At 28.8% G+C, this 25,161-nt stretch carries 23 protein-coding genes; 9 read left to right on the top strand and 14 right to left on the bottom strand.

Going from position 1 to position 25,161, the window contains the following annotated elements:
* Nucleotides 1-7: 7 nt before the first annotated feature.
* Nucleotides 8-550 carry an ABC transporter substrate-binding protein gene (locus AVANS_RS05570; protein ID WP_239816901.1) on the bottom strand — a complete coding sequence of 181 codons (543 nt, stop codon included), beginning with the start codon at nt 548-550 and terminating at the stop codon, nt 8-10.
* Complete coding sequence (locus AVANS_RS05575) at nt 547-1,212, bottom strand: VacJ family lipoprotein (protein ID WP_239816902.1); 666 nt, start codon at nt 1,210-1,212, stop codon at nt 547-549. The genes AVANS_RS05570 and AVANS_RS05575 overlap by 4 nt, the downstream gene beginning before the upstream one ends.
* Before the next feature lie 59 nt (nt 1,213-1,271).
* On the opposite strand from AVANS_RS05575, the gene AVANS_RS05580 reads away from it, so the two are divergent.
* The 5 genes from AVANS_RS05580 to AVANS_RS05600 all read left to right on the top strand — a co-directional run bounded on the left by AVANS_RS05580 (nt 1,272) and on the right by AVANS_RS05600 (nt 6,393).
* Nucleotides 1,272-1,967 (top strand): LysR family transcriptional regulator, encoded by a 696-nt coding sequence (locus AVANS_RS05580; protein ID WP_239816903.1) that lies wholly within the window; start codon nt 1,272-1,274, stop codon nt 1,965-1,967.
* A gap of 113 nt (nt 1,968-2,080) precedes the next feature.
* Nucleotides 2,081-3,250: a 2-C-methyl-D-erythritol 2,4-cyclodiphosphate synthase gene (ispF, locus tag AVANS_RS05585; protein ID WP_239816904.1), complete on the top strand. Its 1,170-nt coding sequence runs from the start codon at nt 2,081-2,083 to the stop codon at nt 3,248-3,250.
* Complete coding sequence (locus AVANS_RS05590; protein ID WP_239816905.1) at nt 3,231-4,097, top strand: response regulator; 867 nt, start codon at nt 3,231-3,233, stop codon at nt 4,095-4,097. Before ispF ends, AVANS_RS05590 begins: the two co-directional genes overlap by 20 nt.
* Nucleotides 4,078-5,244, top strand: coding sequence for a sulfate adenylyltransferase (locus AVANS_RS05595; RefSeq protein WP_239816906.1), 1,167 nt, complete (start codon nt 4,078-4,080; stop codon nt 5,242-5,244). Before AVANS_RS05590 ends, AVANS_RS05595 begins: the two co-directional genes overlap by 20 nt.
* A gap of 9 nt (nt 5,245-5,253) precedes the next feature.
* The gene (locus tag AVANS_RS05600; RefSeq protein ID WP_239816907.1) at nt 5,254-6,393 is read left to right on the top strand and encodes a tetrahydrodipicolinate N-succinyltransferase N-terminal domain-containing protein; all 1,140 of its coding nucleotides are present in this window, start codon (nt 5,254-5,256) and stop codon (nt 6,391-6,393) included.
* On the opposite strand, the gene AVANS_RS05605 is transcribed toward AVANS_RS05600, so the two are convergent.
* The gene (locus tag AVANS_RS05605) at nt 6,385-6,780 is read right to left on the bottom strand and encodes a trehalose-6-phosphate synthase (RefSeq protein WP_239816908.1); all 396 of its coding nucleotides are present in this window, start codon (nt 6,778-6,780) and stop codon (nt 6,385-6,387) included. The two genes, AVANS_RS05600 and AVANS_RS05605, sit on opposite strands and share 9 nt — an antisense overlap.
* 66 nt (nt 6,781-6,846) lie before the next feature.
* Between AVANS_RS05605 and AVANS_RS05610 the strand changes: the two genes are divergently transcribed.
* Both AVANS_RS05610 and AVANS_RS05615 read left to right on the top strand, forming a co-directional pair.
* Nucleotides 6,847-7,674, top strand: coding sequence for a prephenate dehydrogenase (locus tag AVANS_RS05610; protein ID WP_239816909.1), 828 nt, complete (start codon nt 6,847-6,849; stop codon nt 7,672-7,674).
* A gap of 168 nt (nt 7,675-7,842) precedes the next feature.
* Nucleotides 7,843-9,789 (top strand): methyl-accepting chemotaxis protein, encoded by a 1,947-nt coding sequence (locus tag AVANS_RS05615; protein WP_239816910.1) that lies wholly within the window; start codon nt 7,843-7,845, stop codon nt 9,787-9,789.
* 357 nt (nt 9,790-10,146) lie between these two features.
* Here the strand turns inward: AVANS_RS05615 and AVANS_RS05620 are convergent, their stop codons facing one another.
* From AVANS_RS05620 to mltG, 11 genes are all read right to left on the bottom strand, one after another.
* A complete protein-coding gene (locus AVANS_RS05620) occupies nt 10,147-11,094 on the bottom strand; it encodes a hypothetical protein (protein ID WP_239816911.1) in 948 nt (315 codons plus the stop codon).
* 30 nt (nt 11,095-11,124) lie between these two features.
* Nucleotides 11,125-11,616 carry a flavodoxin domain-containing protein gene (locus tag AVANS_RS05625; protein ID WP_239816912.1) on the bottom strand — a complete coding sequence of 164 codons (492 nt, stop codon included), beginning with the start codon at nt 11,614-11,616 and terminating at the stop codon, nt 11,125-11,127.
* A gap of 116 nt (nt 11,617-11,732) precedes the next feature.
* Entirely contained in the window at nt 11,733-13,316 is a 1,584-nt protein-coding gene (locus AVANS_RS05630; protein ID WP_239816913.1) for a DASS family sodium-coupled anion symporter, read from the bottom strand.
* 41 nt (nt 13,317-13,357) lie between these two features.
* Nucleotides 13,358-13,930, bottom strand: a complete 573-nt coding sequence (locus AVANS_RS05635) for a 2-oxoacid:acceptor oxidoreductase family protein (RefSeq protein WP_239816914.1) — start codon at nt 13,928-13,930, stop codon at nt 13,358-13,360.
* A complete protein-coding gene (locus AVANS_RS05640) occupies nt 13,927-14,781 on the bottom strand; it encodes a 2-oxoglutarate ferredoxin oxidoreductase subunit beta (RefSeq protein WP_239816915.1) in 855 nt (284 codons plus the stop codon). Before AVANS_RS05640 ends, AVANS_RS05635 begins: the two co-directional genes overlap by 4 nt.
* Complete coding sequence (locus AVANS_RS05645) at nt 14,781-15,905, bottom strand: 2-oxoglutarate synthase subunit alpha (protein WP_239816916.1); 1,125 nt, start codon at nt 15,903-15,905, stop codon at nt 14,781-14,783. The genes AVANS_RS05640 and AVANS_RS05645 overlap by 1 nt, the downstream gene beginning before the upstream one ends.
* 2 nt (nt 15,906-15,907) lie before the next feature.
* The gene (locus AVANS_RS05650) at nt 15,908-16,210 is read right to left on the bottom strand and encodes a 4Fe-4S binding protein (RefSeq protein ID WP_239816917.1); all 303 of its coding nucleotides are present in this window, start codon (nt 16,208-16,210) and stop codon (nt 15,908-15,910) included.
* Between the two features lie 42 nt (nt 16,211-16,252).
* Nucleotides 16,253-17,122: a succinate--CoA ligase subunit alpha gene (gene sucD, locus AVANS_RS05655; RefSeq protein ID WP_239816918.1), complete on the bottom strand. Its 870-nt coding sequence runs from the start codon at nt 17,120-17,122 to the stop codon at nt 16,253-16,255.
* 10 nt (nt 17,123-17,132) lie between these two features.
* On the bottom strand, nt 17,133-18,296 hold the full coding sequence (sucC, locus tag AVANS_RS05660) for an ADP-forming succinate--CoA ligase subunit beta (protein WP_239816919.1): 1,164 nt from the start codon (nt 18,294-18,296) through the stop codon (nt 17,133-17,135).
* A gap of 9 nt (nt 18,297-18,305) precedes the next feature.
* Nucleotides 18,306-20,477 carry an NADP-dependent isocitrate dehydrogenase gene (locus AVANS_RS05665; RefSeq protein ID WP_239816920.1) on the bottom strand — a complete coding sequence of 724 codons (2,172 nt, stop codon included), beginning with the start codon at nt 20,475-20,477 and terminating at the stop codon, nt 18,306-18,308.
* Nucleotides 20,478-20,559: 82 nt separating this feature from the next.
* On the bottom strand, nt 20,560-21,510 hold the full coding sequence (mltG, locus tag AVANS_RS05670) for an endolytic transglycosylase MltG (protein WP_239816921.1): 951 nt from the start codon (nt 21,508-21,510) through the stop codon (nt 20,560-20,562).
* Here mltG and AVANS_RS05675 point away from each other — a divergent pair.
* Together AVANS_RS05675 and AVANS_RS05680 are read left to right on the top strand one after the other, a co-directional pair.
* Nucleotides 21,455-23,968, top strand: a complete 2,514-nt coding sequence (locus AVANS_RS05675) for an AsmA-like C-terminal domain-containing protein (protein WP_239816922.1) — start codon at nt 21,455-21,457, stop codon at nt 23,966-23,968. The two genes, mltG and AVANS_RS05675, sit on opposite strands and share 56 nt — an antisense overlap.
* A gap of 65 nt (nt 23,969-24,033) precedes the next feature.
* Nucleotides 24,034-24,783, top strand: coding sequence for a hypothetical protein (locus AVANS_RS05680; RefSeq protein WP_239816923.1), 750 nt, complete (start codon nt 24,034-24,036; stop codon nt 24,781-24,783).
* Nucleotides 24,784-25,161: the final 378 nt, after the last annotated feature.

Genomic DNA, 25,161 nt, shown 5'->3' on the forward strand with positions numbered 1-25,161 from the left:
ACTTTATTCATTTAAGTTTTTCAAATAAAGCATTAATTCCGCTCTGTTTTATAATATCTAAAAACTGAGCTCTATAACTTGTAATTAAACTAGTATTAAGTATATCAATATCGTATAATTTGCACTCATTTGCAACTTTTCTAAACTTAAATACCATTTCTTTTGTTTGTTCTTCGTAATCTACTTTCATATTAGCTTGGCATTTCTTATCATCAATATTTGTGCTAACTAATTCTAAGCTACTGCCTTTTACTAAATCAATCTTACTTGAAAAATCCTTTTTTAATCTCTCAATAAAAATAACCTTAAATTCTGCTAATTTTTCAGCACTTAATTCGTTAGCATATTTTGATAAAACTAATTTTGTCATTAAATCTATATCTAAATTATCCTTTAATAACTCAAATAAATCTTGACTTTTATTTGCACTTTCGCTTTTAAAAATACCTTGGATTTTACCAACATCTACTGCGATATCTTCTTTAAAAGTATCTAATTTATAAGCATATAAACTAGCAATACTTAAAGCTACAATTAGTAATTTTTTCATTCTAATTCCTTCCTATTTTTCTCGTAAAAATCTCTTATTGTTATATAAGGATTTACGCTTTTATAAGCTTCATTAATCAACAAATAATTATTACTTGTTTTATCAACAAGTCCTAAAGTTGAAACGCTAATACTAGCATTATTAGTTAAATAAAGACTAGGCTTTAGTGCATAATCAAATGGTAAAACAAAAGCGTCTCTTACATTTGATGGTCCTAAGAATGGCAATACAATATGCTCTCCAGCAGGCACTCCCCATCTAGCAAGCATTAGGCCAAAATCACTTTCTTTTTCATATTTATAAGGTCTTAAAATTCCACCAAAACCTAAAATTGTATTTCCTAAAAAAGTTCCTAATTCAGCAGTTCCTGCTTTAAATTCCCCACTAAAATATAAACTAATAAATCTTAAAGGCGCTCCTAAATTATGAAAAAAATTATTAACACCTTTTTTTACAATAGGTGGAGTTATAGCATTATAAATATTACTAAGTGGTCTTAAGCTCATATTATAAACAGCGTAATTAAAATCTGTCATAAAGCGATTGTATGAGTAAAATTTATCAACTCTTTCATTTTGTTCAAATTCAGCCTCAAAATCATCAAAATCATTAGCGTTTAAAGAAACAAACACTAAAAATATAAGAAATATTTTTTTAACCATAATTACTCGCTATTTAGTATTTTTGGCAAATAATAACAAAAAACAATTAAGAAAAAAATATGAAAATTAATCTAGAAATCGAATTTATTTTAAATGAAAATATCAAAATTACAAAAAAACATATTATGCTTTTAAAACAAATTGAAATTGATAAAAGCATAAGCAAGGCAGCCAAAAATATTGGAATTTCATACAAAAATGCTTGGGATAGCCTAGATGAAATAAATAAAGCTTCTAAAATGCCTTTATTTTTAAATAATTCAAGAAAACAAGGCTCAGTTTTAAGCGAATTTGCCAAAGAAATACTAAATAAATATGATGAATTTTGCATTTTCAAAAATAAATTAAATGATGATTTCAATCTCAAAACTTCAGCTCAAAACAAATTAAAAGCACAAATAAAAGAAATCAAAAATAATAAAAATTATATAAATCTAGTATGCCAAATAGAACAAGATTTAATCAATGTAAATATTTCAATAAACGCTCTTAAGGATTTGGATTTAAAAGTATTTGATGAAATATATTTAATTTTTAAAATTAATTTTATAGAGCTTGAGCAAGACGGCGAAAATGGATTTTATGCAATAATAAAAGAAATAAATGAAGTTGATGATTTTGTATATTTTACTCTAGAATTTAATAAACAATATCTAAAAGCCTTAGCACATAAGAAAAAACTAAACAAAACTTATTTTGTAAATGACAAAATCCTATTTCAAATTCCAGCAAAAAAAATAATAGTATCCTTATAAATGTTACTATATGTAACAAATATATAAAGTAAAATTAAAAAATGTTACATTTTAGATAAGTTTTAATTTTATTTTGTTAAAAAATAACACAAAATTAAATTTTAAGGATGATTATGCTTGATACAACGCTAATTTTATTAGCTGCTGGAAATTCTACTAGATTTGGCTTAGCTTGTAAAAAACAAAATCTTTATATAAACAAAGAACCTTTATGGCTTTACCTTGCAAGAACTTATGAAAAATTAGCAAATTTTTCAAAAATTATAATAGTTTGTGATGAAGTTAAATTTTATGAATTAAAAGAGCCAAAATATACCTATGTAAGAGGCGGTAAAGAAAGATTTGAAAGCATTGAAAATGCCTTAGAATTAGTAAAAAGCGAATATGTATTAATTACAGATGTTGCAAGAGCTTATGTTAGTAAAAAAGTTTTAAGTGAGTTGTTTTTACACGCAAAAGATTATGATAATCTATTTCCTGCAATTAAAGTTGTTGATACTATTTATAACGAAGAAAAGCAATGCTATTTAAATAGAAATGAATTGAAATTAGTTCAAACCCCACAAATTAGCAAAACAAAAGCTTTAAAAATTGCTAATTTAAAAAACTTCACAGATGAAAGCTCAGCAATACTAGCGAATAATGGCAAAATTAAATGTGTTTTAGGTGATGAATTAAGCTTTAAATTAACTAATAAAAGTGATTTAAAAAAATTAAAATTACTAAATCTAGCAAGTGCTAGTAAAGAAACTTTCGTAGGATTTGGATATGATGTACATGAGTTTTGCCATTCAAATGTAGGTCATAAGCTAAACGATGATAATAAAAATAATGAATTAATCTTAGCAGGAGTAAAAATTAGCGATGATTTTGCTCTTAAAGCACATTCAGATGGAGATATTGTAGCTCACGCATTAACTGATGCAATATTAGGCGCATGTGGTTTAGGAGATATAGGAGAAGCTTTTAGTCCCGATGATGATACTTATCACAATGCTAATTCTATGCAATTACTAAAAATAGCTTATGAAAAATGCAAAGCTTATGGTTATGAATTAATTAATGCAGATATTACAATTTGTGCTGAAAAGCCAAAGCTTTTAAAATACAAACAAGAAATGTTAAGGAATTTGAATTCGGAATTAGGCATTACAAATATTAATATAAAAGCAACAACCACTGAAAGACTAGGATTTGTAGGACGATGCGAAGGAATTAGTGTAAGTGCAGTTGTGAATATGAAACTATTTGATTGGAGCGAATATGAAGATATTAATAGTTGAAAATGAAATTTATTTAGCTCAAAGCATTGCTTTAAAGCTTAATGATGCAGGTTATGTTTGCGAAGTTGCAAATGAATTTAAAGATATAAAAAATAAATATTATGATGTTATTTTACTATCTACAAATATAGAAAATTTTATAAAAGTTATTCAAAACCACAAAAATAGCGTAATTTTACTGCTAGTTTCTTATGTTAGTAGTGATACTGTTAGTATGCCTATTGAAGCAGGGGCTTATGATTATATTCAAAAGCCTTTTATGATAGAAGAATTAATTAGAAAAATTAATTATTTTTATAATTACAATAAGTTAAAATCACAAAATATAGCTTTGAGTGGATATATAAAATCAATAATTGATTCAAAAATACACGCAGCTAAAAAAATGGTTTTTCCAACCCTAATTAAAACAAATAAACAAATATTAGCAGATAGCTATGTATTTAACTATGCTTTTTCACATAATATAAATATTCATTTTACTGATTTAAGCAGTTCTTTTAATCTTAATAATTTATTAGTAGGCGATAGAGATATTAGATATTTTACTAATTTTCAAGTATTAAAAGGCTCAAAATTAGAGCAAATCTTAAAGCTTAGCAAGGGTCAAAATTTTATATTCCATACAAACGGAAATGCAGATATTGAAGGCTTTAATATAATTGAGCTAGAAGATAATGAAAACACCTTAGCTTTAGGTGAGATTTTAACGGTTGATGATTATATCAAAAACGTGATTTTAAACTGGCAAAAAAGCTACTCAGATACAGAACTTAGCAAAAAAATAGGAATTAGCAGAAAATCACTTTGGGAAAAAAGGAGAAAATATGGAATTAATAAAAAATAAAATAAAAGAAATAAATATAAGCGAAAAAGAACTAAGTATATTAAGCTTAATTGAGATTAATTCCTTTAATACAAACGGGTTTTTGCCAAATAAAGAAGAAGTATTTAAAGCCTTTAATACAAACACAATAAGCGAAAATATCTCAACCTGTACCCTAGCCTTTTCTCCTAGTTTTGAGCTAAACTCAAATCTAAATAATTGCGTATTTGATAAAGAAGTTTCACTTAAATTAAACGATAAAATAGTAGGTAAAATTACCAAAACTTGCACCTTTGAAAACGATAAGGCTTATACAAGTATTTTTAATGCTAACACTTGTAAGCTAAGTAAGGAATTAAACCCTTGTTTATCAGGTAAAATTGAAATATTTGATAATGAATTTAAAAAAGTAAAACTTGCATTAAATAAAAAAATAGCAAAAGATAATGCCAAAAAAATCACAGCATTATTACTTAACGCTGATCCGATTACAAGAGCTCATGAAAGAATGCTAAGATGGACTATCGATAAAGCTGATTTAGTAATTATTTTTGTCGTTGAAGGATATGATTCAAATTCTTTAAATTATGAAGCCAAAAGAGAATGCTTTGAGTATTACGCCAAAAATTTCTTGCCACTTGAAAGAATTTTTCCAGTTTATTTAAAAAATATTGATTTATTTAGCCCTTATCTTGACCCAAATTACGAATGTTTATTAGCTAGTTCATTTGGTGCAAATAAGCTTGTAATAGGACAAAATCATCAAGGTTTAGGCTTATTTTATGATAATAATTTAGCTCACACAGCAATTGATGAACTTTCTCGCAAAAGTGGGCTTGAATTAATTGTCTTACCTGAGTTTGTATTCTGCAATAAATGTAATGTTATGGTAAGCACAAAATCTTGCCCACATGGAGCACATCATCACATAAAATACCGCTCTTCAATGATTAGAGAAATGCTTCATTCAGGACTTATTCCGCCAACCGTTTTAGTAAGAAAAGAAATATCAGCTAAATTATTAGCACATTTACATCCTAATAGGTTTAAAAATGTTCAAATGATTTATGATGGATTGTTTCCAAGCAATGGTATTATTGAAAAACGAAGTGATGAAGACCTTTATAAAGAGCTAATTACTTTATATCAAACAAGTTATATGATTTAAGGAGTATTTATGAATAATTTTAATAGTTTTTGCGAAAGCGTTCAAAATGAAAAAGATTTTTTCAAACCACTTGCATTTGCAGTAGGTGTTGGATATTTTTCACAGCTAAATAAAGAGCTAATTTATATAGATTTTGCAAATGTTAATTATCTACAAAATTACGGAACTTTTAGTGTGTTTTTTAAAGAATTAAACCTTGCAAAATACAAAGATGAAAGCGAATTTGTTTTAGAACTTACAAAAGATAATTTAGAAAAAATATTAAAGCATTTTGAATGTTTTAATAATGATGGTAAAAAACACGAAAATATAATAACTCTAAAAGCAGCTTTAGAAAATATAGATCAAGAAAGATTTTTCTTAGTAGCTATAAATAAAGACGAAGCTCCTAAAAGTATGCCAAGTGTATATTTAAAATTGCATTTATTATCAAGACAATTCGTTAAACCTAGAGAGCTTAATTTAAATGGAGCGTTTGGCTTGCTTAAAAATCTTGCATGGAGTGGAAATATTCCTTATGATTTAGAATATTTAAGAGAAAATGAAGCAAAATTAAAATTTAGTAAAACCTATCCTATCATAGATTTTGTAGATAAATTCCCAAGATTTTTACAAAGTATAATTCCAGCAGATAATACAAGAATACTTGATACTTCAAAAGTAAGATTAGGAGCACATCTTGCAAATGGAACTACAATTATGCCAGGTGCAAGTTATGTGAATTTTAATGCTGGAACTCTAGGTTCAGTTATGTGCGAAGGAAGAATTTCAAGCTCAGCAATAGTTGGAGCAGGAAGTGATGTTGGTGGTGGTGCAAGTATTTTAGGAGTATTAAGTGGCACAGATGGAACTCCTATTAGCGTTGGTAAAAGCTGCTTATTAGGTGCAAATAGTGTTACAGGAATTGTTTTAGGTGATGATTGTGTAATAGATGCAGGAATTGCGATATTAGCAGGTAGTAAAGTTGAATTATTATTATGTGATAATCTTAAGAATGCAAATCCTAATTTTGATTTTTCAAAAAATATTTATAAAGCAAAAGAACTATCAGGTCTAAATGCTTTACACTTTAGATTAAACTCAACAAATGGAAAACTTCAAGTAGGATTTAACAAAAAAGCTATAAAGCTAAACAAAGACCTACATTAAAAGTAGTTTTGCCAATAAAACTATCAAAAAACATAAAACCAAAGCTATTAAATGAGAGTGTTTTACCAAAAAATGCTCTCTATTATTTTTAAACTTTACATAATAAATACTAAGAATAGTTATTAAGAACATAAAAATAATTAAAGATATTTTAAGTATAAAAGCAATCTTATTTACGAATTCAAATTCTTTAAAAGCTAAGATAATTCCGCTTACAATAAGTATTAAAAAGCTTATAGCATAAATAATTCCTGAGCTTTTAAAATAAGCTTTTTTAATCTCTATATTATTTTTAATATTACTTAAAAAAATTGCATCAAAAAACACATATCCAACAAAAATAATAGCTGTAAATAAATGAGAAAAAATCACTATAAAATCAAACATAAAACTCCTTTTTTTAAAAAAATATTATATTATTTACTCTATAAAAATCTTAATTAAGGATAAGTTATGAAAGCAGTTGTTATAGGTTTAGGTCTTATAGGTGGCTCACTAGCACTAAATTTAATGAAAAATAAATTTATAAGTGGAGTTTATGGCATTGATTTAAACAAAGAGCATGAAAAAGAAGCCTTAAGACTTAATTTAGTTCATGAAATAATTGAGTTTAAAGATATTAAGACTTGTGATTTAATCTTTTTATGTGTTCCTGTTGGTGCGATTATTGAAATAATAAAGCAATTAAAAGATATTCCTAAAACAACTACTATTATTGAATTTGGAAGCACAAAAGAAAGCATACAAAACGCAATTAATGATGAATTAAAAGAGCAGTTTATCCTAGCTCATCCTATGGCAGGAACTGAACATAATGGCCCAAGTGCTGCTAAAATTGATTTATTTAAAAACGCAGTTTGTGTTCTATGCAATACCGAGCATACAAGCGTATTTCATCAACATAGAACCATAGAATTATTAAGTAATATCGGAATGAAAATTACTTTTATGAATGCAAGTGCGCATGATCATCATAGTGCAATCATCTCTCATCTTCCACATGTTATAAGCTTTTCTTTAGCAAATTATGTGCTTGATTGTGAAGATAAGAAAAACATTTTACACCTAGCAGGTGGTTCATTTGCTGATATGAGTAGGATTGCAAAAAGTAGCCCAGCAATGTGGGAAAGTGTATTTAAAGAAAATAAAGCAAATGTTTTAAATGCTTTAGATGGATTTATAAGTGAGCTAAATGAATTTAAAGAAATGATGAATAATAATGATTTTGAAAAATTAAATGAATGGCTTAAGAATGCAAATAAATTAAAAGAAATTTTATAAAATTATTTATATATTAAAACATTAAATTAATTAAAAATAGAAAAATAAACAATTTTCCTTAAACGCTAATTTGCCTTTATACTAGGCAAATTAAAATTTCTTATGCATTAAATATTATGAAAATCTTTAATTGTAATATTAATGTATTTTTTTAAAAGGAGAGATTTTATGAAACTTACAAACAAAATTCCAGCATTAATTGCTATACCACTTGTAATTTGCTTTGTAATTTTGTGTTTTGTGAATTATTCTAGTTCAAGGAATGATTCTTTAGCTTACACGAACAAAGCAAAAGAAAATGGCTTAAATGCCGCAATGCTTTATGTTGATTCATACTTTAATACAAGAATGAATTTTATTGACAAATTAGCACCTAATTTAGCTAATAAGATTAGCGAAAATAATTCTGATGAAAATATTTACGATTTGCTTAAAAGCAATCTAGGTATTTCGGGATTTTCAGCTTTATTTATAGGACTTGAAGAAAATGGTAAGTTTTATTACATAAGCCTTAATGATGAGCCTTATATAGTAAAAACCCAAGATGCTAGAGGCCGTGGTTGGTATAAAGACGCTATTAGAGAAAAGAAAGTGTATTTAGGTAGCGAAGTATATCCTGATGAAAGATTAAAAGAAAAAGTTGTAACAATATCAGCACCAATTACAAAAAACGGAAAAGTAATAGGAGTAATTGGTGGAGATATGGCATTTAAAGAACTTAAAAACAATGTTTTAACACTACATTTTTCTGATACAAATACAATTTTTGCTTATAACAAAAATCTTGAGTTTGTAATGCATCCAAATGAAGAATTAGAGCTTAAAAAAGATGACGTTATAAGAATTATTGATGGAAAATTAAAGGATAATAAATCAGTAGTTTATAGTTTTAAAGGTGACGAAAAGGCTGCAGTTTGCACCGATTCAAAAACAATAGGCTGGAAGTTTTGTAGCACAAACCTAACAAGCGATTTAAACACCACTCTTAATTCACTTTTAATGCAAAATATAACTTTATTTTTCGCAACTTTAGTGATTATTTTACTATTCTTGTTCTTCCTAATCAAACACTCTCTACGCCCACTAGACATAATCCAACAAGGTCTTAAAGAAGTATTTAGTTTAGTAAATCACGAAACCAAACACGCAAGTAAAATAAACCTAAACTCTAAAGACGAATTCGGAGCAATGGCAAGAGCTATTAATGATAATATAGAAAGAACAATCTCTTCTTTAGATAAAGACACCCAAGCAGTAGAACAAAGCGTTCAAACAGCAGCTGCAATTGAAAGCGGTGATTTAAAAGCAAGAATTACTCTAAATCCTGCAAACCCACAATTAATTGAACTAAAGAATGTATTAAATAAAATGCTTGATACTTTAGAAGATAAAGTAGGAGCTAATACAAACTCAATTGAAAAAATCTTTGATGAATATAGTCAGAATGACTTTAGAAACGAAATAAAGAATGCTAGAGGTAAGGTTGAACTTGCTACTAATATGCTAGGTAAGCAAATAAGAGATATGTTAAAAACAAACCTTGAAACTGCAAGAAACCTACAAGAAAAATCAAAAATACTAAAAACAAGTGTTATTGATATAAACGAAGGTGCAAGAAAGCAAGCAGCAAGCTTACAAGAAAGTGCAGCAGCAGTAGAAGAAATGAGTGCATCTATGCATGCAGTAAATCAAAAATCAAACGAAGTGATTAAGAATGGAGAAGACATTAAAAATGTAATCACTATGATAAGAGACATTGCTGAGCAAATTAATCTACTTGCACTAAATGCTGCAATAGAAGCTGCAAGAGCAGGAGAGCACGGACGTGGCTTTGCAGTAGTTGCTGATGAAGTAAGAAAACTAGCTGAAAGTACTCAAAAATCTTTAACAGAAATAGAAGCTAGTGTTAATGTATTAACTCAAGGAATAAATGATATGAGCGAAAGCATTAAAGAACAAACTCAAGCTATTACTCAAATAAACGAAGCAATAAGCAGTATAGATGAATTAACACGTGCTAATGTTGTTGTAGCTGATAATACTAATAAGATATCAGATGAAGTAGATTCTATGGCAAGCAGTGCAGTTGAATCTGTAATGAAGAATAAGTTTTAATAAACACTACATTAAAAAGCTAAAAGAAACTTCTTAAGTGAAGTTTCTTTTATTTAATATAAACTACTTAGATTTAAATCATAATTACTTTTTAAATTATCAAAGCAAATTCTTAATTTAAATTCTTAGTTTGTAATTCTTAATTTAAATTCTTTAAAAGCTTAAGTAAAATTTATTAATAATCATTATAAATTTGGAACTCAATCCAACCAAAACATCCAAGCACACAAACTAAACAATAAAAAGTGAAGTATTAGAGTTGGAAAAAATATAAAAGAATAAAAGGAAAATATTCTGAGCTTATATTTATTTGTTAAAACAAAAAAGAATTACAAAATAGAAATTTGCTTGATTGTTTTATTTAGAATTTTTAGAAATTAAGTTTTGGCAAAAGTCTTGAAATACTTTTAAATCTTCATCATTTAAATCATCTTTATTGATTTTAAATTTTAAATATTTTGTAGTAATTATTAGATTTTTTAAATCAAATGATTTTATAGATTTGATTTTAAAAAGCCAAAATCCGCATTCAAATTCTAAAAAATCATCATAAAAATTAAGCCTAATAATATTAAATTTTAGCTCAAAAATTAACGTAATTATAAGATTTAAGATAGTTAAAAAATACATTATTATAATTTCATCGCTGTATTTAAAAGCTGCAATTATAAAAACAAACCACATTAATAAAATCAAAAAATATTTATTAAAAGTCTTTAGCCTTATACTATGTCTTATCTGTGGTAATTCATAATTATTAGGGTATTTTCCTTTGATATTTAGCATATAAAAAATACTTGTAAAAAATATAAAAAATGCGAAAACATACTTTAAATTCTCATAATCATCTCTTACGCTGTATCGCTCATAAATATAGCCATTTGATTCTAATTGCCTAATTTCTGGATAAAATACACTAGGAACATAATGAATAATTACTTTTTGCCCTATGAGATTTTTTGCATAGCTTTTATCTTCTCTTACTATGAAGGTCTTATGATTTTTATTATCATCAATCATTTTATAATGCCATATAATGTAGGTTCTTTTTCTAAAGATTCTAAATATTCTCTCATGAACTATCTTCTCTACATCATACAATACACCTTCAGCCTTTTTAAGCTCATCAATGCTTTTTGTATGATCGCTTATATATTCTAAGCTATAAAAAATCGTTATAAAAAAAGTTATAAAAACAAAAAATGCTGAGATTAATTGAAATAAAAATAATAAAAAATTACCTTTTTTATCATAACAAAGTCTAAAAATAAATATCAAATATAAGTGTTTAAAAAATGCTTTCATTACTCAAAAGGAAGCTAAGCTTCCTTAAAATTATAAATATTTTTTGATACTTTCAACCCAAGCATTAATTCTTGCTTCGTTTTTATCACCATCAGCTTTATCAAGGCAAAGTCCTCTTAAAGCGTTTCCATGCTGAAGTCTTGAGAAAGTGTATTTATAATCACTTGAACAAACTTCACCTATAAATCTTACTCCACTAAACGCTAATTTATCATAAAAATCAGCTACACCCGAACAAAAACTATCAGGATGTCTTTCTTGTCCGCCAACACCTACAATAGCTACATTTTTATCACTAAAATCAATAGTATTTAATAATTTTACCTTGCTTCCCCAATCTTCTGCAAGTGCTCCAAAGAAATAGCTTGAGCTCATTAAAACTAAAGTTTTATATTCTGCTAATGCGTTTATTTCAACATCTTTAATATTTATAACATCAGCACCGATTTTTGCTGCGATTTGCTCTGCGAAAGCTTTTGTTGTGCCGCCTTTTGTAGCGTAAAAAATACCAACTTTTTTCATCATTTCTCCTTGTAATTAAATTGTGTTTTTATTCTAGCCTAAAGAAGATAATCTTTGTGTTAAATTAGTCTTGGAATTTGAAATAGGAATTTCCTATTTCAAATTCTTTAAAAAAATTAATAAAATCCTAGTATTTTCCACCATACTAAGCCAACGCAAATCATTACTACAATATCAACAACGCTTACTATAAATCCTACTATCCACCATCTATTAAGACTTACATAACCACTTCCAAAAACCACTGGTGCAGTTCCTGTCGCATAATGAGTTAGTGCCATCATAATATTTCCTGCGGCTGCTAGCATAAAAGCATATAGCATAGGCGGTGCTCCTAAATCAAGCCCCGTTTTATAAAACACTAAAAACATCGCTGAAATATGAGCCGTTGTGCTAGCAAAAAAGTAATGAGAATATAAAAATGCTAAGGTAAAAAATATCATAATAAAAGTAGTGCTAAGTCCTAAAGATGAAGCTGCTAATTTTAATTCTTGACCTAAAAACGCAGCTAAGCCTAATTTATCAAGCATAGTTGCAAGCATAATTAAAGCAGCAAACCATACTAAAGTATCCCATGCAGTTTTTTCTGCTAATAATTCATCATATTTTAAAACCCCAGTTAAAAGTGCAATCGCAAGTCCTAGGGCAGCAACACTAGCAGGATCAAAACTTAAAGCCTTTGAATACTCGCTAAAGCCAAACCAATTAGCAAAATTACTAGGCATTCCAGCCCATAAAAATAAGCATAATCCAAAAATACTAAGCATGATTTTTTCATCTAAACTAAACTTACCCATAGCTGCTAATTCTTTTTTAGCAAGTTCTCTTGCATCAGGTGTTTGTTTTAGCTCAGGCGGACTTAAAAAATATATCACTAAAGGCATTAGTAATATTGCACACATACCAGGAACAAACATTCCTAAAGCCCACTGCCCCCATGTAATGCTAATGTTTGCGTTTGTTGCATCTGAGATTAATTTTACTACAAGTGGATTTGGTGCAGTTGCAGTGATAAACATAGCAGATGTAATTGGATTTGATTGATAATTTACAAGGCTAAGATATGTTCCTGCTTTATTTTGTGTAGGACTATTTGGCTCTGAACCTAAAGCTTTAGCAATCGATTGAACGATAGGATTAATAATACCACCACCCCTTGCTGTATTTGATGGAGTAATAGGAGCTAAGAATACTTCGCTTAAAGCAATTGAATATCCTATGCCTAAAGTTTTTTTACCAAATATACTTAAAAAATAAAACGCTAATCTTCTTCCAAGACCAGTTTTAATAATACCACGAGCAAGCATAATTGATATAACTATAAGCCAAATTAAGCTATTTGAAAACGCACTTAAAGCATCTTTAATAGCAGCTTTGCTTCTTGCAGCACCACTAATATCAGCACCCACACTAATTGTGCTGATTGCAACAAATGCAATAGCTATTAAGCTAACTGCACCAAGTGGCATAACCTTTAAGATAATACATAAAATCGTAGCTATAAAGCAACCTAAATAAATCCATGCAAGTCTAGCATCACTTAAACTTAAACTAAATATTTTTTCACTTGAAAAATCAGGATGAGCTTTTAATAAAGCTGCTTGTTTTATAGAAACTAAACTTTCAGGAACCGGAATAAAAACAAAAGAAAGAGCTATTAATATACATAAAATAGCTAATGGAATTTTGTCCTTTGACATAAGTTTTCCTTAAAAAGCCCCATTTAAGGGGCGAAATTAAATTATTCTCCTAAAGCTTCTTTAGCGTATTTAATACCTAAATCATAAGCTTTAGCATTTGCATCACGAGTTTTTGCTGGAACGTGGCTTAACATTACTTCTTTTACAGCTTCAATATCCATACATTTACTCATATAAACAGCAATTGCAAGCGCTACAACTGATTGAGTTGCAACATTTCCAACTTCATCTTTTGCTATTGTAATAATAGGAATTTCAATTATTTTAAATTTTTTCCTATCTTCTTCGCTAGGTTTTACAAGGTTTGGTTCAACTACTATAATACCACCTTCGCAAACGCCATCTTTAAACCCTGCATAGCCTTTTTGAGCAGTTGAAAGCATAAAAGAAATTTCTCCTTCTACTGCATAAGGAAATAATATTTCATTATCATCTAAAATAATATCAACCTTAGTTGGACCACCACGAACTTGAGAAGTATAGGTGCTTGCTTTTATAGCATAACCACCATTTTTATTGCTTCCGCCCTTTTCCATCCAAGCAGCTGCTAAAATTTCTCCTGCGGTAATTACACCTTGTCCGCCTTCTCCACCAAATCTTAGTTGGAATTTCATTTAGCACCTCCTAAAGCATTTAAATCTACCATTCTATTTGCTTGTGCTGCACGGCGAACTTCTTCATAAGCTTTGCAATACTCAGGCTTAGTTTTATTCTCATATAAAATTCCTGTTGGGAATTTATTCACCCTTTCTTCTTCGCTTAATTTATCAAATTTTGATTTTTCTACTGAGCGATTACTAATCCAATCAAGCATTTGAACAGCTTCGCCCATTTTATTTTTACGACCTAGGTTAATATGGCAGTTACTAAAGCAATCAATAAAACTATAACCTTCATGGCTCATTGCTTTATAAATCATATTCTCAAGCTTATTTGCTTCAATTACATTACCACGAGCAATAAAGCTAGCACCTGCAGCTTTTACAAGCTCACAAGCATCAAAACTTGGGTCAATATTACCAAATTGAGCAGTAACCGTATAAAATCCTTGCGGAGTCATTGGGCTTGTTTGAGAGTTTGTAAGTCCATAAATAAAGTTATTAATCATAATATGAGTTAAATCTATATTTCTTCTTGCTGCATGGATTAAATGATTACCACCGATTGCAGTTGTATCGCCATCTCCTGTTACAACGATTACATGTTTTGTAGGATTTGCTAGTTTTATACCAGTTGCATAAGCTAATGCACGACCATGAGTAGTATGAACTGTATTGCAATTTACATAAGAGCTCATTCTACCACTACAGCCAATTCCACTAACCATACAAACATCGTTCATATCCCAGCCCATTTTAGCAATAGCTTTAATAATACATTTTAAAACAACACCATCACCACAGCCCCAGCACCACTGAGTAGGCATTTTATCTACTCTTAGATATTCATCATAATTAAATGACATTAGAAACTCTCCTTTACTTTTGCTTCAATTTCACTTGGAGTAATAGGACGACCATTAGCTCTATGTAAGCTAGCAAAATCATCTCTTTTACTTGCTCTTTGAATTTCTTCTAAATATTGTCCCATATTTAGCTCTGTTACTAAAATCTTTTTAAATCTTGAACAAACTTCAGCTAATTTTTTCTCATGCACTGGATATAAAGTAATAGGTCTAAATAAACCAACCTTATAGCCTTGTGCTCTAAGTCTAGTAATTGCTTCTTTTGCTGCACGAGATACACTACCATAAGCAATAATGCAAATATCTGCATCATCTAGCATAAATTCTTCAAATAATGCAATTTCATCAACTTTATTTTTTACCTTACCTATAAGTCTTTTCATATTGTAATCAACTATTTTTCCATCTTCTGTTGGAAAGCCTATGTCTCCATGATGAAGTCCTGTTACATGGTAGCGATAGCCTTTAAAAAATGGATTTAAAGTAGCTGGTTCGTTCATTTCTGCTTTATATGGCTTATATTCTTTAGGATCACCTGTAAATTCACGGCGTGGTTCTATTTTTAAATCTTTTATTTCAGGTAAAATTGCCTTACCATTCATATGTCCAACCGTTTCATCCATTAATAAAAACACTGGAGTTGAATATTTGTTCGCATAATTAAATGCAGTAATTGTTAGATTATAGCTTTCTTCTAAGCTTGCAGGTGCAATAGCAATACTTGCCATATCGCCATGGCTTGGAGATTTAGCTTGAAACAAATCACCTTGAGCAACACGAGTTGGTAAGCCAGTTGAAGGTCCTCCACGCATAACGTTTACTATAACAATTGGAATCTCAGCTATATAAGCAAGTCCGATTTGCTCTGATTTAAGGCTAATTCCTGGACCACTACTTGCTGTCATTGCTTTTGCACCACTCATAGCAGCACCTAAAGCAACACTAATTCCACTTATTTCATCTTCCATTTGTATAAATGTTCCATTATTTTTTGGTAAAAGATGGCTTAATTCATGAGCTATTTCACTACTTGGAGTGATAGGATAGCCACCAAAAAATGTGCAACCACAATCAATTGCAGCTTGAGCTATTAGGTTATTTCCTGTTGATATTACTTCTCTCATTGTTACGCCTTTAACTTTTTAAAATTATTAGCTTTAATTGCTGCAGCTCTGTCTTTGCCTTCTTGAGAAGGTTTTGCAAACTTAAAGCTCTTAGCATCAGCAACATTAATCGCAAAATCAGGGCAGTGATTTTCACAATCTCTACATCCAATACATGATTCTGGATTAACCACTTCAATCATTTGACCAAGCACTGCACTTGGCTCATCCCTCATAGCAATAACACCCATAGGACAATAGCTTACGCATATACTACAGGCTTTACATCTTTTCTCATCAACCCATACAGGAGCGTTAGTTTCCATTTGTTTTCCTTTCTTTTACCTAGCCAAAGGCTAGGATTTAAATTACTTTAAAATTTCTTTGATTTTTTTACCGATATCTGCAGGAGAATCAACTACATGAACGCCATAGCTCTTTAAAGCTTCTTTTTTAGCAGCAGCACTCTCATCAGCACTTCCAACTATTGCACCAGCGTGACCCATTCTTTTACCTTTTGGAGCTGTTGCACCAGCAATAAATGCTACAACTGGCTTAGTGATATTTTCTTTTATAAATTTAGCAGCTTCAACTTCTAAGCTTCCACCAATTTCGCCTATCATAACAATAGCTTTCGTTTGCTCATCTTTTTCAAACTCAGCTAATAATTCTTTATAAGCAAGTCCTATAATTGGATCTCCACCAATTCCAACTGCAGTTGTAATTCCGTATCCACCTAAAACAACTTGATTTGCTGCTTCGTAAGTTAATGTTCCACTTTTTGAAATTACGCCGATATTTCCTTTTTTAAATATAAAGCCTGGCATAATTCCTAATTTACATTCATCTGCTGTAATAATTCCTGGGCAGTTTGGTCCTATAATTTTCATACCTTTTTTATTTGCATAAGCTTTTGCAAACATCATATCTTTTACAGGAGTGTGTTCTGTAATTACAACTGCAAGTTTAATACCTGCATCAGCTGCTTCAATAATACTATCGCCAACAGCAAACGGAGGAACGAAAATTAAGCTTGTATCAGCACCAGTTTTACTAACTGCTTCTTTAACTGTATCAAATACAGGTTTTCCAAGATGAGTTTCTCCACCTTTAAACGGAGTTACACCACCAACAATATTTGTGCCATAAGCAATGCATTGCTCTGCGTGAAATGTAGCTTCTTTACCTGTAAAGCCTTGAACTATTACTTTTGTATTTTTATTTACCAATATACTCATTATTTTCTCCTTACTTTACTAAGCTTTTTACGATTTCAGCACCATTTGCAAAGTCTGTTGCTGCGTGAATATTTTTAAGACCTGAATTGTCTAAAATCTCTTTTGCTTCTTTAGCGTTTGTTCCATCTAGGCGAACAACCACAGGAATATCAATTTGCGTTGTTTTAGTAGCTTCTAATACACCATTTGCAATTCTATCGCATCTTACGATACCACCAAAGATATTGATAAAGATTACTTTTACATTTTTATCTCTCATAATAATTTCAAATGCTTTTGCAACCGTTTCAGCACTTGCTCCACCACCAACATCTAAGAAGTTTGCAGGTTTGCAACCACTATAATTAATAATATCCATTGTAGCCATTGCTAAACCTGCACCATTTACCATACAAGCTACATCACCATCAAGTTTTACATAACTTAAGCCATATTTACTAGCTTCAAGTTCAGCTGGGTTTTCTTCTGTTTCATCTTTTAATTCTGCAATATCAGGATTTCTATAAAGACCACTATCATCAAAACTCATTTTTGCATCAAGCGCGAAAAATTCACCTTCAGCAGTTTTTATAAGTGGATTTATCTCAACTAAATTAGCATCTTTTGCTAGATATAATTTATATAATTTATCAATGAAAGTGATTAGTTTTTTACCTTCATCTTTATTTAGTCCTAGAACTTTTACAACTTCAAGTCCATGAAACATTTTAAAGCCGATTGCTGGATCAATTGTAACTTTTGCTATTTTTTCTGGTTGCTCTGCTGCAACTTTTTCTATATCCATACCACCTTCGCTTGATGCTATGATTGTGATTTTTTCTTCCATTCTATTAAATAATAATGCTAAATAATATTCTTTTTCTATATTTGCACCGCTTTCAATATAAAGCTTTCTAACAAGTTTTCCTTCAGGTCCTGTTTGATGAGTTACAAGGTTCATTCCTAAGATTTTTTCAGCATACATTTTAACTTCATCTAAACTCTTAGCGATTTTTACACCGCCACCAAGACCACGACCACCTGCGTGGATTTGAGCTTTAACAGCCCAAACACTTCCACCTAATTCTTTAGCATTAGCTACTGCTTCTTCAACACTAAATGCAACCTTACCTTTTAATGTAGGCACACCAAACTTAGCAAAAATTTCTTTTGCTTGATACTCGTGTATATTCATTTTTACTCCTTAAATTGATTTTATAATATTATTAAATGTAACACTTGGTCTCATGATTTTTTCAGCTACTTCGCCTAAAACATAATAACCATCTAAATCCACAGCTTTTCCTTCTTCATTCATATATTCTTCAATAATTTTAGAAGAATTTGAATTCAGATTTTCAGCAATGTTTTTGAAGTGATTTTTCATATTTTCATCTTTATTTTGCTTAGCAAGTGCATTTGCTAAATAAATTGCAAAATAAACATGACTTGTTCTATTATCATTTTCTTTTGCATTTCTACTAGGTGCTTTATTTTCATTTAAATAAGAAGCAATTGCTTCATCAAAAGCTTCAGCTAAAACCATAGCCTTAGCATTTCCTTTATTTCCTTCAAATTCTAATGAGCTTTGAAGTGCTAAAAACTCACCTAAGCTATCCCATCTTAAGTGATTTTCTGTAATTACTTGTTCTACTTGTTTTGGAGCTGAACCACCAGCACCTGTTTCAAACATTGCTCCACCATTTAACATAGGAACAATTGAAAGCATTTTTGCACTTGTGCCTAATTCTAAAATTGGGAAAAGGTCTGTTAAATAATCTCTTAAAACGTTTCCTGTAATTGATATGCAGTTTTTACCACTTCTAATTATTTCTAAACTTTTTTTGCAAGCTTCATAAGGACTTAAGATTAAGAAAGTTTCTCCTAATTCTTTTTTAACCAAATCAATAATTATTCTATCGCTTGCTCTTTTGCTATCAAGCCAGAATATTCCTTGCTCGCCACTTAACTCACATCTTTGTTTTGCAAGTTTTATCCAGTTAGCTATCGCATCAGGTTTAGCTAGATTTATTCTATAAATATCGCCTTTTTTAACATCATGTGAAATTAAAACTTCGCCATTTAGTTCTATTTGATATGTAGCGTCTAAGTCAGCTATGAAAGTTTTATCATGTGAGCCGTATTCTTGAGCTTTTTTAGCCATTAAACCAACGTTGCTAACCGAACCAACCACGCTTGGATTAATTGCACCATTTGCTCTCATATCATCTAACACAGCCTTGTAAATAGTTGCATAAGTTTGATCAGGGATAACTGCATTTGTATCCATTTCATTGCCATTTTTATCCCATAACTTAGCACCATTTTTAAGCATTGCAGGCATTGAAGCATCAACTATTACATCGCTTGGAACGTGAAGATTTGTTATGCCCTTGTCAGAATTTACCATTGAAATTGGAGCTCTTGTATTTAAAATCTCTTCATATCTTTTTAGGATTTGCTCTTTTTTGCTTGAGTTTTCAACCTTGCTTAAAAGTTCGCTTAAGCCGTTGTTTGGATTTATTCCTAATTTTGCAAACTCATCACTAAACTCAGCAAATAAGTCTTTAAAATATACCTTAAGCGCATGAGCGAATAACACAGGATCACTTACCTTCATCATTGTAGCTTTTAAATGAAGTGAGAATAAAATATCTTCTTTTTTGCAAAGCTCTATTTGTTTTTCATAAAATTCATCTAATTTTGCAACATTCATAAAAGTTGCATCCATTACTTCGCCACTTACAACTTCAAATGATTTTAGTTCAGTTTTTACACCATTTACAACTTTAAATAATCTTACAGTGCCATTTTCTTTAACTAAAACAGCTTTTTCATTTGAGAAAAAGTCATCGCTATTCATACAACTTACAAGGCTTTTACTATCTTTACTAAAGTTTTTAGTCTTATAAGGATTTGCTTTTGCATAGTCTTTAACAGCTTTTGTGCTTCTTCTATCTGAGTTTCCTTGTCTTAAAACAGGATTTACTGCTGAGCCTAAAACTTTTGCATATTTTTCTTTAATAGCCTTTTCTTCATCATTTTTTGGCTCATCTGGATAATTTGGAACATTTATTCCTTTACTTTGCAATTCTTTTATGCAAGCTTTAAGCTGTGGGATTGATGCTGAAATATTTGGTGTTTTAATAACATTAGCACCATCTTTTTTAACAAGCTCTCCTAAATGAGCTAAAGCATCTTCGCACTTTTGTCCATTTAAGCACTCAGGAAAACTAGACATAACTCTAGCAGCAAGTGAAATATCTGCAACTTCAACTTCTAAATTAGCATGCTTTAAAAAAGCCTTTGCTATCGGTAAAAAGCTAAGAGTAGCAAGTGCCGGTGATTCGTCTGTGAAAGTATAAACAATACTCATTTTAACTCCTTTAAATTTGAATTTAAAGGAATGTATTACTACTCGGTAAATGGCAAGTAAGTGAATAAAAAAGCTAACTAGACTATCTTTGTCTAGCTACTTCTTGCTCGTGAGCTTGTAAAGTTGTGTTAAACTTGTGAGTTCCCGTTTTTTTATCTCTCATAAAATATAAATAATTTGTCTTAGCAGGAGAAATTGCTGCTAGTATTGCAGGGGTTGAAACGTTACAAATTGAAACACTTGGAAGACCTGAGTTTTTATATGAATTAAACTCTGAATTATCTTCTCTAATCATTTGTGGTGTTACTTTTACATGTGAATTCATTCCGTAATTTAGCATTCCGTCCATTTGCAACTTCATGCCCTTATTTAATCTATTATAAATAACACTTGCTACAATAGGCATCTCACTTTCGTTTGCTGCTTCTTTTTGAATAATACTTGCAACTATAACAAAACGATAAAATTTATACTCTGTATAATCTCCAAAAACCTTTTTGCTTATTGTTTCATTGCGTTTTTTCGTAAAATCTAGTAAATATTTTATAAATAATCTTTCGCTAATACCTAATGGAATTGAATAAGTATCAGGTGTAAGCATTCCTTCTTTTCTACTTGATTGAGAATATAATTCATCTAATAATTTATCAGGATTTAAGTTAAGCTTTTTAGCTGCAACTTCTCTTAAAAAATATTCACTTGTTTCGCCTGGAATTAATGTAATATTTACTAAGGCTGCTTTGTTTTTCGTAAGTTCATTTAAAAACTCCCATCTTAAAAGCTGTGGTTTTGATATTGCTATCCATCCACTTTGAGGTTGTCCGAAAAATAATAATAAATATTGGTCTAATTTGCTAAATTGCAATTTTGTATTATTTAAACTTGTTATAATCTTTGCGTTTGAGCCTTGCGGAACATATACTACTGAGTTTGACTTCACAGGTTGCAATAAATAAAACAAAATAGCTAGGATAAAGATGAAAAAAACATCTAAACACATAAATAAAATAGTAAAAAGTCTTTTTATATTCATATTTTTAATAATTGCCTTTGTAATTGTATTAGCTAACGGAATTTCAATTAGGAATTTAGAATTACCAAATATTGAAATAACAGAGCTTTATATAAAACTTGATAAAAAATTAATATTAAATGCAAATAAAGTTTATATCAAAAAAGCAAACAACAATGAAGAAATAAACATCAATGCACTTAGAAAAAAAATCCTAGACTTAAAAGAATTTAAACAAATTTTAGCATTTTTTCAAAATATAAACATTAAAGAAATTAAAGTAAATGATAGCGATAAAATACAAGTTTATTATGATCAAAAACATTTAAATATTTCTAGCAACGACATTGAAACAAATCTAATAATAAATCCATATTTAAATGAATTATTAATAAATATAAGTAGTTTGAGATATAAAGATTTGTATTTTTATGGAGATTTAAGAATTGCAAAAAGCATAGAAATAAAAGGCTATTTGCATTCTAAAAACAATGATTTAAATGCTAAATTAAATGTAATTAATAGCAAAAATGATTTTTCTTTGGATATAGAAAAATTAGAAATTAAAAATCAAGAAAAAGCTTTGGCTCATTTTGATAAATATTTAAAGCCTATTATGAAAGAATGGCTTATAGATAGGGTAAAATTTGAAAATTTTAAAGGTAGCTTTGCCTTTTATATAAAAAATAATAAATTGGAAAAATCATTAGGAGATGGGACATTTTCTAATGTAAATGTAAGATATAACGATAAGGCTCCAATAGCCTATGCAAAAGAAGTAAAACTAGCATTAAATGATATGCAATTAGACATTACAAGCTCTAATTTAAGTTCTTTAAATAATGTTAAAGTAGATAGTTTTAGCCTTAATTTTGATAATTTATTACGCCCTAATATTTTAATAAATATACAAGCAAATAATGTATTGTATAACGAAGGAATAGAAAAAATCATCAATGCTTATAATGTATTTTTAGGTTTAAAACAAACTAGTGGAACTTCAAAAGCAAATGTAAAAATAAGCTTAAGAAATGATAAAAAACATGATGTTTTAGTAAATGTTAAATCAAACGGAGCATATACTTTTAATAATCTTAAATTTAATGCTAATGTAAATGTTAGCGTAAATAATAAATTAGTAAATGTTACAGGAGATGCAAATACAAACGAGATTAAAATAACTAATGGTGTTTTTAAACTAGATGCGGGAACTAAACTAGCAAGCATAGAAGCTAAAAATCTAAATATTGATTATAAAGAATATTTTAATTTTAGTGATAGTGCTAAATTAAACCTTAATCTAAACACCAAAACACTTGAATTTCCTAAACTAAATTCCACGATTTATTTAGGCAATGATTTGCTGATTAAGAGCAAGATTATTGATTTGTTGCCGTATTCTAAAAAACTTCAAAGTTTAAAATTTAGCAATGGAGAGATTGAATTAAGTAGTAAAAATGATGTATTTTTTGTAAATATTACTAATGCGATGTTTGATTTTAATATCTATAAAAATAATCCTAATAATTTAGATAATAATTATAAATATATTAAAGATGATTTTTATATAAGCATTAAAAAAGATGAAACAAAAATAACAACTAAAAGCAAATTAGTTGAACTTAGCTCAAAAAATAATAAAACAATTATAAATTTAAACAATGCAATAATTGACGCAAATAAACTAGATAATGATAAAAGCGATAATTCTAGCATAGAACTTAATTTAACTAATTCTAAGATTTTTTATAAAGATTTTAATCTTAACTTTGAAAAATTAAACCTTAATAAAAGCAATTATCAAACTATGATAAAAGCTACTTTTAAAAACGGCGGAGAATTATCGGCTAAAATTAGTAAAGATAGTTTTTTAGCTTATATTAGAGAGCTAAGCCACAAAACATTAAATGAAATCACAAATAAAGAAATCTTTATAAGTGGAGAGATTGACCTAGATGCAAATGGTAAAAATCTTGATGATTTTGAGGGTTTATTAAATATTAGAGGGGCATATCTAGCAAATACAAAAAACTATATAAATCTAATAGCGTTTATTGAGAGCGTTCCTAGCATTATGACTTTAAATAAACCTGGTTTTACAAAAAAAGGTCTAGGAATTAAGTTTGGCTCAATTGAGTTTAAACATAAAAACAACCTAATAAATATTGAAAATGTAAATATCTTAGGTTATAGCATTGATTGCAGTGGTAAAGGAATTATTAATCTTAATTCAAAAACAGCAGATATTGTTCTAAATATTTTTACCTTAAAAAATACAAATAAAATAATCAGCAATATTCCTATCGTAAAAGAGATTTTTATAGGTGGCAAGGATAATAAAATCGCAACTCAGCTAAAAATCAGCGGAAGTCTTGATAATCTTGAGTATAAAACTACTCTAGCTAAAGATATTTTAACAAGTCCCTTTGTATTGCTAAAAAATATCGTAACCTTGCCTAAAAACTTAATAATTAGGTGATTTATTTTTGGAATTTGAATTAGGAATTACGAAACAATCTAATAATTAATATTAAAGGAAAGTAAGTGCTTAAAATATTAGCTATTTTACTAATTACAAATATTTATTCATATCAAATAAATAAGTTAAAAATAAAGCTAGATAGTATTTATAAAAGCTTTCCTTATATTACAAAAGAAATAAAGCAAGACCAAGATGAATTTCTAAAAAATATTAGTGATTGTAAAGATGATAATAATTGCATTATAAGTTCTTATAAAGCTAAAATAAAAGAGCTTAGCACTAGTCTTGAAAACTCAAAAACCTATCCTAAAGAATTAATAGAACATATAAAAATAATTCAAGAAAACTCAACTGAGTGTTATAAGCGTAAATGTGCACTAGATTGTGAAGAGATATCAATAAATAATTTTTGGCAAGATTTTTTTAGATACAAAGATATAAAAATAAAGCCAAAAATTGTAGATGCTAAGCCTTACTCAAGCCAAGAAGTAAAAGAGGCTCTTAAATACTGCTGGGATTTAGGGCTTGATAGAAAAGTTTATAAAGATATAGGGCGTGATAATATCTATGGTGTTGATAACGATGTGAGTTATTCTTTTTATGAAGTTGATAAAAATGGAGAGCTCTATTTTGCAAGTAAAATTAAGGGTAAAAAATACATAAAAAAACATAAAAGTATAACTATAAGTGATGTAATTTTAAATGATAAAAATTACTTAGCTTTATTAGGTGAAATTGGAAATATTTTGTTTATAGAAAAAGATTTTTGCAATCATCCTATTAAGAATAAAAATATCAACAGATTTTCATGAGCTTACACAAAGAATTTTTACGATAAATTACAAAGAAAGAGATTATTTTTTTGTTTATAAGATTTACTATTATAATGCATATCCAACATATGAAATTTATATACATAGTATTGCAAATATTGTATCTAACGCATATTATCTTTACACAAGAGCATACCCTTATACATTTACTGAATTAGAATCTTTACATTGTGAAACAAATTTAAAAAAGGAGAAAGAATAATTTCTAATTCCTATTTCAAATTCTTTTAAATTTTAATACTTTTATGGAGTAATTAAGATTTTTTATTAATTAGTAAAATATAAATTTTTAAAAAATTATATAAATAATATTTTTTATTATCTAAAAAACTTTATAATTTTTCTACTTTATTTAAA

It is taken from the genome of Campylobacter sp. RM5004 (assembly GCF_022369455.1).
Lineage (GTDB): Bacteria > Campylobacterota > Campylobacteria > Campylobacterales > Campylobacteraceae > Campylobacter_E.

What these genes read in the sequence shown, in the direction of transcription:
- AVANS_RS05575 (WP_239816902.1), bottom strand. Translation starts at nt 1,212, where the DNA reads ATGGTTAAAAAAATATTTCTTATATTTTTAGTGTTTGTTTCTTTAAAC.
- AVANS_RS05620 (WP_239816911.1), bottom strand. Translation starts at nt 11,094, where the DNA reads ATGAAAGCATTTTTTAAACACTTATATTTGATATTTATTTTTAGACTT.
- ispF (WP_239816904.1), top strand. Translation starts at nt 2,081, where the DNA reads ATGCTTGATACAACGCTAATTTTATTAGCTGCTGGAAATTCTACTAGA.
- AVANS_RS05580 (WP_239816903.1), top strand. Translation starts at nt 1,272, where the DNA reads ATGAAAATTAATCTAGAAATCGAATTTATTTTAAATGAAAATATCAAA.
- AVANS_RS05645 (WP_239816916.1), bottom strand. Translation starts at nt 15,905, where the DNA reads ATGAGAGAAGTAATATCAACAGGAAATAACCTAATAGCTCAAGCTGCA.
- AVANS_RS05640 (WP_239816915.1), bottom strand. Translation starts at nt 14,781, where the DNA reads ATGTCATTTAATTATGATGAATATCTAAGAGTAGATAAAATGCCTACT.
- AVANS_RS05595 (WP_239816906.1), top strand. Translation starts at nt 4,078, where the DNA reads ATGGAATTAATAAAAAATAAAATAAAAGAAATAAATATAAGCGAAAAA.
- AVANS_RS05635 (WP_239816914.1), bottom strand. Translation starts at nt 13,930, where the DNA reads ATGAAATTCCAACTAAGATTTGGTGGAGAAGGCGGACAAGGTGTAATT.
- AVANS_RS05570 (WP_239816901.1), bottom strand. Translation starts at nt 550, where the DNA reads ATGAAAAAATTACTAATTGTAGCTTTAAGTATTGCTAGTTTATATGCT.
- AVANS_RS05610 (WP_239816909.1), top strand. Translation starts at nt 6,847, where the DNA reads ATGAAAGCAGTTGTTATAGGTTTAGGTCTTATAGGTGGCTCACTAGCA.
- AVANS_RS05625 (WP_239816912.1), bottom strand. Translation starts at nt 11,616, where the DNA reads ATGAAAAAAGTTGGTATTTTTTACGCTACAAAAGGCGGCACAACAAAA.
- AVANS_RS05590 (WP_239816905.1), top strand. Translation starts at nt 3,231, where the DNA reads ATGAAGATATTAATAGTTGAAAATGAAATTTATTTAGCTCAAAGCATT.
- mltG (WP_239816921.1), bottom strand. Translation starts at nt 21,510, where the DNA reads ATGAATATAAAAAGACTTTTTACTATTTTATTTATGTGTTTAGATGTT.
- AVANS_RS05675 (WP_239816922.1), top strand. Translation starts at nt 21,455, where the DNA reads ATGAAAAAAACATCTAAACACATAAATAAAATAGTAAAAAGTCTTTTT.
- AVANS_RS05630 (WP_239816913.1), bottom strand. Translation starts at nt 13,316, where the DNA reads ATGTCAAAGGACAAAATTCCATTAGCTATTTTATGTATATTAATAGCT.
- sucD (WP_239816918.1), bottom strand. Translation starts at nt 17,122, where the DNA reads ATGAGTATATTGGTAAATAAAAATACAAAAGTAATAGTTCAAGGCTTT.
- AVANS_RS05600 (WP_239816907.1), top strand. Translation starts at nt 5,254, where the DNA reads ATGAATAATTTTAATAGTTTTTGCGAAAGCGTTCAAAATGAAAAAGAT.
- AVANS_RS05665 (WP_239816920.1), bottom strand. Translation starts at nt 20,477, where the DNA reads ATGAGTATTGTTTATACTTTCACAGACGAATCACCGGCACTTGCTACT.
- AVANS_RS05615 (WP_239816910.1), top strand. Translation starts at nt 7,843, where the DNA reads ATGAAACTTACAAACAAAATTCCAGCATTAATTGCTATACCACTTGTA.
- AVANS_RS05605 (WP_239816908.1), bottom strand. Translation starts at nt 6,780, where the DNA reads ATGTTTGATTTTATAGTGATTTTTTCTCATTTATTTACAGCTATTATT.
- AVANS_RS05650 (WP_239816917.1), bottom strand. Translation starts at nt 16,210, where the DNA reads ATGGAAACTAACGCTCCTGTATGGGTTGATGAGAAAAGATGTAAAGCC.
- sucC (WP_239816919.1), bottom strand. Translation starts at nt 18,296, where the DNA reads ATGAATATACACGAGTATCAAGCAAAAGAAATTTTTGCTAAGTTTGGT.